Annotated in this window: 9 protein-coding genes; 5 read left to right on the forward strand and 4 right to left on the reverse strand. The window is 60.0% G+C overall.

Going from position 1 to position 8808, the window contains the following annotated elements; translation table 11 throughout:
* Positions 1 to 68: 68 nt before the first annotated feature.
* Positions 69 to 749 carry a glutathione S-transferase family protein gene (locus ASC74_RS26195; RefSeq protein WP_056745313.1) on the forward strand — a complete coding sequence of 227 codons (681 nt, stop codon included), beginning with the start codon at positions 69 to 71 and terminating at the stop codon, positions 747 to 749.
* A gap of 18 nt (positions 750 to 767) precedes the next feature.
* On the opposite strand, the gene ASC74_RS26200 is transcribed toward ASC74_RS26195, so the two are convergent.
* Entirely contained in the window at positions 768 to 1712 is a 945-nt protein-coding gene (locus ASC74_RS26200) for an aldo/keto reductase (RefSeq protein WP_082555896.1), read from the reverse strand.
* A gap of 402 nt (positions 1713 to 2114) precedes the next feature.
* Between ASC74_RS26200 and ASC74_RS26210 the strand changes: the two genes are divergently transcribed.
* Positions 2115 to 2903 carry an alpha/beta hydrolase gene (locus ASC74_RS26210; protein WP_056745320.1) on the forward strand — a complete coding sequence of 263 codons (789 nt, stop codon included), beginning with the start codon at positions 2115 to 2117 and terminating at the stop codon, positions 2901 to 2903.
* A gap of 16 nt (positions 2904 to 2919) precedes the next feature.
* Here the strand turns inward: ASC74_RS26210 and ASC74_RS26215 are convergent, their stop codons facing one another.
* Complete coding sequence (locus tag ASC74_RS26215; RefSeq protein WP_056745321.1) at positions 2920 to 3240, reverse strand: DMT family transporter; 321 nt, start codon at positions 3238 to 3240, stop codon at positions 2920 to 2922.
* An 81-nt stretch (positions 3241 to 3321) separates the two neighbouring features.
* On the reverse strand, positions 3322 to 3777 hold the full coding sequence (locus ASC74_RS26220; RefSeq protein ID WP_056745323.1) for a carboxymuconolactone decarboxylase family protein: 456 nt from the start codon (positions 3775 to 3777) through the stop codon (positions 3322 to 3324).
* 189 nt (positions 3778 to 3966) lie between these two features.
* Between ASC74_RS26220 and ASC74_RS26225 the strand changes: the two genes are divergently transcribed.
* From ASC74_RS26225 to ASC74_RS26235, 3 genes are all read left to right on the forward strand, one after another.
* Positions 3967 to 4596 carry an FMN-dependent NADH-azoreductase gene (locus ASC74_RS26225; RefSeq protein ID WP_056745325.1) on the forward strand — a complete coding sequence of 210 codons (630 nt, stop codon included), beginning with the start codon at positions 3967 to 3969 and terminating at the stop codon, positions 4594 to 4596.
* A 27-nt stretch (positions 4597 to 4623) separates the two neighbouring features.
* The gene (gene pdxR / locus ASC74_RS26230) at positions 4624 to 6042 is read left to right on the forward strand and encodes a MocR-like pyridoxine biosynthesis transcription factor PdxR (RefSeq protein ID WP_056745329.1); all 1419 of its coding nucleotides are present in this window, start codon (positions 4624 to 4626) and stop codon (positions 6040 to 6042) included.
* A 121-nt stretch (positions 6043 to 6163) separates the two neighbouring features.
* Entirely contained in the window at positions 6164 to 6763 is a 600-nt protein-coding gene (locus tag ASC74_RS26235) for a TIGR00730 family Rossman fold protein (protein WP_056745331.1), read from the forward strand.
* A 2-nt stretch (positions 6764 to 6765) separates the two neighbouring features.
* Here the strand turns inward: ASC74_RS26235 and ASC74_RS26240 are convergent, their stop codons facing one another.
* A complete protein-coding gene (locus ASC74_RS26240) occupies positions 6766 to 8037 on the reverse strand; it encodes an epoxide hydrolase family protein (RefSeq protein WP_056745333.1) in 1272 nt (423 codons plus the stop codon).
* Positions 8038 to 8808 lie beyond the last annotated feature (771 nt).

Below are 8808 nucleotides of genomic sequence, written 5' to 3' on the forward strand. Positions count from 1 at the left end.
GCGCGCTTAACAGTCCCGGACGGGCGACTATGATGATGGGGGTCACCTGCCTTTCGAGGAGCTGAGAGATGTCGCTGACTCTTTACTACCATCCGCTGTCGTCGTTCTGCCACAAAGTGCTTATCGCGCTCTACGAAAACACTACCGAATTCGAGAAGCGGATCATCGATCTCGCCAACGATGCAGACAGAGCAGAGCTGCAAGCACTATGGCCGCTCGGCAAGTTCCCGGTCATCCGCGACCACGCTCGCCAGCGCAACGTGGCAGAGACCACGATCATCATCGAGTACCTGGATCGATTTTATCCGGGTGAACATCCCCTCGTTCCGAACGATTGGGACACCGCACTGGAGGTCCGTCTGTGGGACCGTGTGTGCGACCACTATCTACAGGCGCCGCTGCAACAGATTGTGTTTGATCGCCTGCGCGACGCTCACGGCGATTTGACCCGAGAACGTTCCACACTGCAGACGGCGTACGGCATGCTCGACCGCCAGTTGGCGTCCAGAATCTGGCTCGCCAGTGCAGATTTCAGCCTGGCCGATTGCGCCGCGGCCCCGGCACTTTTCTATGCCAGCACGCTTGAGCCGTTTCCCGACGACTACGGTCACTTGAAAGCCTATTTCGACAGGCTGATGAACAGACCGTCCGTCCAGCGAGTCATTGACGAAGCCAGGCCCTGGTTTTCGTTTTATCCGTTTGCGGAAGCCATCCCGGAGCGGTTTCGCCAGACGCCGGACAACACCTGACGGGCCTCGAAAGTTCGCCTACCCCAGCACGTCGATCAACTGCTCGCGCTGCGCCCCCGTCAGCATCGGACCGAAACCTGCACCGGCATTTTCCGCCATGTAACGCGGGTTGCCGGTGCCGGGGATGACGCAGGTCACCGCCGAATGCGTCAGCAGGAACTTCAGCGCCAGTTGCGCCCAGCTATTGACCCTCACATCCGCGGCCCAGCGCGGTAACGGTTTGTCCTTCAAGCGGGCGAGCAAATCACCGCCGCCGAAGGGCCGATTGCAGATCACCGCCACGCCCCGCTCGCGACACAGCGGCAGGATGCGTTTCTCGACGCCGCGATCGTCCAGGGCATAGTTGATCTGCAAAAAGTCCAATGGCTCGGCCTTGAGCACCGCTTCCACTTCGTCATACGCCGACGCCGTGTAATGGGTGATGCCGATGTAACGAATGCGCCCTTCTTCCTTCCATTTGCGCAGCGTAGGCAAATGGGTTTTCCAGTCCAGCAGGTTGTGAATCTGCATCAGGTCGATCCGGTCGGTCTGCAGCAGTTTGAAAGACTGTTCCATCTGCGCGATGCCTTCTTCGCGGCCACGGGTCCACACCTTGGTGGCCAGAAACGCCGGCGAGCGCGGCTCATGAATCGACAGCAGTTCACCGGTCGTCTGTTCGGCGCGACCGTACATCGGCGAACTGTCGATCACCTTCCCGCCCTTCTCGAACAACGCGCGCAGCACCGCAGGCAGCTGCTTGTAGGCGGGACTTGAAGGCTCGACATCAAAACCGCGATACGTGCCCAGCCCAACGATCGGTAGTAGTTCGGCGCTGGAAGGAATGGCCCGGGTCAGCATGTTCTTGCCTCCTGTTTCGCTCGACGGCGTGGATGCTGCAAAGGCCGGATCGAAGATGAAAACCGCCGAAGCACCGGCAGCCAGCGTGAGTATTTTTCGACGCGTGTACCCATCAGTGTGGCTCATGGAATTGCCCTTCCACATTTTTGCTGTCAGCCACGGTCCACCGCACTTCTCGCGCCGGACGCACGAGGCTGGCCACATCAGCATAGCTACCGGCGACCATTTGCCCCTCAACAAGCACCGCAATCTGTAGCAGCTGCCGAGCCCGCGAGGCTGCGTTCGGCTGCGTAGCAGTCGTAAAACCTGAGTTTTCGGTCTTCCTGAAACACCGCATCGTCTGATTTCACGACTGCTACGCAGCCGAACGCAGCCTCGCGGGCTCGGCAGCTGCTACGGATCGCGTTTTGGCTTAACTGATCGGCGTTAGCCTCAGCGCCACTCTTTTGGAGGGCGCTGCGTCGCACTATCGGTCTACTACACTCTGACAGCGATCAAGTGATAGCCGTCTTCAGGCCAGAGCCGTCAATGCCGCCCACTAAAGTTAGCCGAATGCCGCGAATCCTGGTGTCAATCGTCGTCATCGTCGCCGTTGTGTATCTGGCGCTGTGCGCTGCGCTGTTTGTGTTCCAGCGCGCCCTCATCTACTTCCCGCAACCCCGCGCTGTCGGTACATCGGCAACACTGATCACGCTGTCGGTCGACGACGCACAGGTGCTGGTATCCGTCAGACCGCACGAGGGGCCGAATGCGTTGATCTATTTCGGTGGGAATGCCGAGGACGTCTCCCGAAGCCTGCCTTCGTTTTCCGAAGCTTTTTCCGATCACGCCGTCTACTTGCTGCACTACAGAGGCTACGGTGGCAGTTCCGGATCGCCCTCCGAGGAGATGATTTCGCGCGACGCCATGACCTTGTTTGACCTGGTCTACGCCACCCATCCACACATTACGGTGGTCGGTCGCAGCCTGGGCTCGGGCGTCGCCGTACGCCTCGCCAGCCAACGCCCGGCGGCGCGTCTGGTGCTGATCACGCCCTACAACAGTGTTGAAGAACTCGCCGCCCGGCAATTCCCCATCTTCCCGGTGAAGTGGTTGCTCAAGGACACCTTTGAATCCTGGAAGTACGCCGCCCACATCACGGTGCCGACGCTGTTGATCGCGGCTGAGCACGACGAAGTGATACCGCGTTCCAGCACGGAGCGGCTCTTCACGCATTTCGCCGACGGGGTGGCATCGCTGAAGGTCATACCGGGTACAGGGCACAACTCGATATCCGAGAGTCCCGAGTACCTCAAGGTGTTGGGTGATGGTTTGTAAGTGAAAGCGCTGGTCCTCAGTTTCCGGCGACCAACCGCAGGCCAATGACACCGGCCAAAATGAGCACGATGCACACTATCCTCAGCGTCGTCGTGGCGTCGCCCAGCAGGGCCATGCCCAGAATTGCGGTGCCCGCCGCACCGATACCGGTCCAGACCGCGTAGGCCGTCCCCACGGGCAGTGTTCGCAGCGAGAGTGAAAGCAGAAAGACACTCGACAAGCCAGTGGCGGCCGCCAAGAGTCCAGGGGTTAATCGCGTGAAACCGTCAGAGCCCTTCATGTAGAAGGCGAAGGCGATTTCGAGGATGCCAGCGATGCCAAGCAGTGCCCAGGCCATAGTCATAATTCCGTTGGGTGACTCGCCAAGCGTTACGGCTCGGCGAGACGGGGTGAGCGTTCTAGTGACTGATGAGGTACTTCAAGCGTTGCCGGCAGCCGCAGGCACCGAGCGGAACGTAACGCCGAGTCGATTGAAGGCGTTCATCAATCCGATCGCATAAGTGAGATCAGCCAGTTCTTTATCGCTGAACTCGGTAGCAGCGGCTTGATAGTCCGCATCGGGAACGCCGGTTTCAGCGACGCGAGTGACCGTTTCCGCCCAACTGAGGGCGGTGCGTTCACGGGTGCTGAACACTTCACCGGCATCGCGCCACACGGGTATCAGTACAAGCTTTTCTACAGTAACGCCGAGTTTCACCAGGTCGCGGGAATGCATATCGATGCAGTAAGCACAGCCATTGATTTGCGACACCCGAAGGTAGACAAGATCGATCAGCTCGTGTGAGAGACCGCTGTTTTGCAGGTAGACGTACACCCCGCCAAAAGCCTTGTAACCTTCGGGTGAAGCCTTGGCGTAGTCGAGACGATTGCTCATGATGAATCCTTGTAGTGGTGGGTTGAAGGACTCCATCGTGCTGCGGCTTGGCCTATTTGATAAGGTCCATGATCGGTGTTGTGTTCTAGACCATGATGGCCCAGTGACAAACTCCATTCATGGACCTTTGACCTGGGTCATAGGCTTCCTAGAATGATTCCCCTACACCATTTCAAAAACGGGTGAATCATGAAAATCCTCCACGTGACTTGCAGTCCTCGCGGGCACAGTTCCGAGAGCTTGCGACTTTCTAAAAACATTATTGGGTGTTTACTCAATAACGATCCAACGGCGACTGTCATAAACCGAGTGGTGGCGGGTGACGTTCTATCGCAGGTGGATGAGCCTTACGCAACTTCCCAACAGTCGTCCGCAGACGTCTCCCAAGAAGGCTCTATCTCCCGCTCGGAAGCGCTGATTGAAGAACTGAAGAGTGCCGATGTCGTGGTGATTGGAACGCCTATGCATAACTTCACTGTACCGGCCGCACTGAAGGTCTGGATCGATCATATCGCTCGCGTTCGTCGCACATTCAATGTCGGCCCGGAAGGCAAAACCAGCCTGCTGCGGGACCGTCCCGTCTTTATCGCAGTGTCATCGGGCGGCAGATTTTCTGGGGAACACCCACGTCAGCCAGACTTTCTGACGCCGTATCTGAAAGCCGTGCTGGGCATGATCGGGCTGCATGACCTGACGTTTTTCACCGTCGAAGGAACCGCCTTCGGCCCGGAGACGGTAGCGCAGGCCCGGAGCAAGACAGATCAGGCGCTGCACGCGTTTTTTCTAACTAATGCCGGCGGCGCTTTTGGCGCAGACTGAGCGCGAAGGCATGCACAGGCGAGGCTAATGGCCAATCAAATCAACAGTTTTTCACCTCTCGATCCAGCCTCCACGGAGCCGATTTACCGGCAAATCTACTGGCGGTTCCGCGGCGCGATCACTGACGGCGTGCTCACACCGGGAGAGCGGATACCTGCGGCCCGGGCACTGGCGAAAGAACTTGGGCTGGCCAGAGGCACCATCGATAGCGCGTATTCACTCCTGACTGCCGAGGGGTACATCCAGTCGCGTGGCCAGGCCGGCACGGTCGTGGCGCCGGGGATCAACGTGCGTGCGTCCTCTGCCCCCACGGAGCGCCCCTTCGGTTCAGCGGGAAGCCCTTCCATCAGGCAAAAGGCACCGGTCCTACCCTTTCAAATGGCCCTGCCCGCGCTGGACGCCTTTCCCAGGAAAATCTGGTCGCAAATCGGCGCACGCTGCGTGCGTGCCACGCGGATCCCGGACATGGCCAATCCGTCTGTCTATGGGCTGGAATCGTTGCGCACCGCGATTGCCACCTACTTGCAGGTCGCACGGGGAATTACCTGCTCGCCCGCTCAAGTGTTCATCACCTCGGGCTACCGAAACACCCTGGCGCTGATCGCTTATGCGCTTCTCAAACCGGGAGATCGCGTGCTGGTTGAAGACCCTGGATACCTGCCCACCCGCCAGTTGCTGGAACATCTTCAAATGGACGTCGCCCCCGTCCCGGTCGACCAGGACGGCATGCTTGTCTCGCAAGGTGTGAACAGTTCGCCCGGCGCGCGTGCGACGGTTGTCACCCCGGCCCATCAGAGCCCGCTGTGCGTGTCGCTATCGCTGCCGCGACGTCTGGCGCTCCTTGAGTGGGCGAGCCAAGAGCACGCCTGGATTATCGAAGACGATTACGACGGCGAGTACCGCTACATCAGTCGACCGCTGCCAGCGCTCAAGAGCCTGGATCGTGATGGTCGGGTGCTCTACTCCGGGACCTTCAGCAAAGTGCTGTATCCCGGCATCCGGCTCGCGTACCTGGTGGTGCCGCCAGCGCAGGTCGAACGATTCGAACACGTCAGCCAGACCTTTCTCGGCGGTTGCCCGGAACTCACTCAAGCCATCGTCGCGACGTTCTTGACCGAGGGGCATTTTGCCCGCCATATCCAGCGCATGCGAAAACTCTACGGCGAACGCCGGGAGGCGACTGCGAGGGGGCTGAAGAAAGCCCTGGGCGATCACATTCGCATTGAAGCGCAGCCGGGCGGTATGCACCTGATCCTTCGGCTGACGGACCAGCAATCCGATAAGTCGCTGGTCGAGCGTCTGCAACAGGCGGGCATTTATGCAGAAGCTCTGACCGACTGGAGTATCCGTGGCCAGACCGATTCTGCGCTGCTGCTCGGGTTCGCCAACATCGACTCACAGGATGCCGCCGAACAGCTTGGCAAACGCATTCTGGCGTTGATGTAAAAGCATCGGCGCTGCGCACCTGTCGAGGGTCATGGCCCACTCCATCAGCCCATTCTTGGATCTTCTTCGCAGTTCCAGGCGTGCGCATCATGGGGGCTGACCTTCCACCGGGAATAATCCGATGCCCACGCCTCCTCCACTTCGTAGCCTGGCTGTGTTCTCTGGCTCCAATTTCGGCTTCAACCCCGAGTATGTCGACGGTGCCCAAGCCCTGGGCCGGGAAATCGCAAAACGCGGAATACGCCTGGTCTATGGCGGCACCGACAAAGGCCTGATGGGCGTCATGGCCGATGCGGTGCTCGCCGAAGGCGGTGAAGTCATTGGCATCATTACCCGCCTGCTGTTCGACCTCGGGCATCTTCATGGCGGGTTGACCCGGCATGAAGTGACGCCAGACATGCGCAGTCGAAAGACGCGCATGAGTGAATGCGCCGATGCGTTCATCGCGCTGCCTGGCGGCCTGGGGACATTTGAAGAGCTGTTTGAAGTGGCGACTCTGACGCAACTGGGCGAACACCACAAAGGCGTCGCCTGCCTGAACATCGACGATTTTTTCAATCCGGTTCGCAGCCTGCTCAACCATGCCGTGAACGAAGGTTTCATGAAAGCCGAACACAGCGAGATGCTGATCTTCCACACCGATCCATCGACGCTGATTGATGCGCTGGAGCAGTGGCGAGCCCCCACCGTCACGAAATGGATTGGTCCCAAGGTTGTTTGAACTTAGCGCAGCGACCGGAACGCCGTGCGAAGTTCCTCGGTAAAAAGCTGCGGCTGTTCCCAAGCCGCGAAGTGGCCGCCCTTGTCGGCCTGGTGGAAGTAGATCAGGTTGCTATAAGCGCGCCGGGCCCATGATTCTGGCGGGCAGTAGACATCCTCTGGAAACACCGTGACGGCCACCGGCAGCGAAATCTCGGTGGTCTTCTGTGCGGCCGAAGAAAGAGGGCTTCGCCCCATGTTCTCCCAATAGAGCCTTGCTGCCGAAGTGGCGCTATTCGTCAGCCAGTACAGCGTGATGTCGTCCAGCACTTCATCCTTGGTCGGCGATTGTTGGGGGTCGGCGCCGTATGTCCACCGGGCAAAGCCTGGATGCACGAGCATGAGCGCGGCGAGGAAGGCCGGTGAATCCGTCGCGCCGTAACCGATCATCTGCGGTCGCGCGGCCATCATCGTGCTGTACGCCAGGTTCCCCTGTTTGACGAGCGTGGCGACGGCGTCATAGGTCGCGCGTTCCTTCTCGGAAAATCCCGTCGGCGCCGGTCCGCCGACAGCAAGCGCCGCGCTCGCTTCCGCCGGTATCGTGGCGGGCAGGTTAAGGTGAATACCGCGTAACCCGGCCGGCGCCTGACGCGCCATCGCGCTGGTAATGGGGGCGCCCCAGTCGCCACCCTGGGCCACGTAGTGAGTGTATTCAAGGCGCTGCATCAGCTGCGCCCAGACCCGCGCGATGTGGTCCGGATCCCAACCGATGCCACTCGGCTTGCCGGAGAAGCCGTAGCCAGGAATGGACGGAATCACCACGTCGAAGGCATCTGCCGCATTGCCCCCGTGCGCGGTCGGATCGGTGAGCGGACCGACGACCTTGATGAACTCAAGCACGGAGCCTGGCCAACCGTGGGTCATGATCATCGGCAAAGCGTTCGGGTGGGGGGAGCGCACCCAGATAAAGTGGATCTCGACCCCGTCGAGGGTGGTCACGTACTGGGGCAGAGTATTGAGCTGCGCCTCGGCCTTGCGCCAGTCGTAGTCCGTGCCCCAGTAGCGAACCAGCGCCTGCAGCTGTTCCAGCTGTGCGCCCTGTGATCGATCGGAAACCGTCTCTTTGTCCGGCCAGCGGGTCGCCGCGATACGGTTACGCAGATCGGCGAGGTCCTTGTCCGCCACATTGACGTGGAAGGGTTGAATGGTTGGGGAATCAGCGGCGGGAGCGGCGCTGGCGAGGGCCGAGACGCAAAGCGCGAGGGTCGCAATAGCGACCGCGAATGTGTGCTTCATCTTCATACCTCAGCTGAGGGATACGATGAGTCCGTCCGTGGTGAGAATGGCGTGGGCGGAGGTCGGGCGGTGCATGGCGCCCTTTACGATCTCGACGTCAGAAGGTTAGTCAATCCCGGACGTTTTCACACAACCTGAAACCGGTCATTCATGTTTGAACGCTGAACGCTTGCCGCGTTCCAGACAGCAAAACGCCCTTCCGGCTGGGCGCAGGGAGGGCGATCGGTGACGATGTCGACTCAGGCGCGGGCTTTGCTGAGGCGCGTGAACAGTTCCTTGGGTGCTTCCTTGCCATTGGCTGCGTAACAGGTCCGGCTCAGACCATTATGCTGTTCACTTAAGGTTGGGGTACATATCCGTTTCTGCGGTAACGGCGGCTAACGGTTTCGCTTTTACAGCGAGTCACTTTCGAAAAGCGCGAAAGTAACCAAAGCGCTCATGCCCCTGTCGTTCGGTGCCTCGCCTAGGCTCGGCATGCCCTCGCTCCGGTCCTGCTCCGTGGGGGCGGTGCATCAAGATCAAAAGCTGCAGGCGAGCTAACGCTCGGCCTGTTGAGTGGTGAGGAGCGTGCGTACACCCCTCCCCCGGTAGGAGCTGTCGAGTGAAACGAGGCTGCGATCTTTTGACTTGCTGTGGCTGTGGCTGTGGCTGTGGCTTTTGAACTTGATCTGCTTGCCCCTTTCCCAGAGGCCGAACGCAGGTATTGCGCAGGGGGCACCGCGGCAAGGATGCCGCGGTAGCCGCCCCCGGCCATGGATGGCCGATGGCGGC

The organism is Pseudomonas sp. Root329 (assembly GCF_001424925.1).
Taxonomy (GTDB): Bacteria; Pseudomonadota; Gammaproteobacteria; order Pseudomonadales; family Pseudomonadaceae; genus Aquipseudomonas; species Aquipseudomonas arabinosi.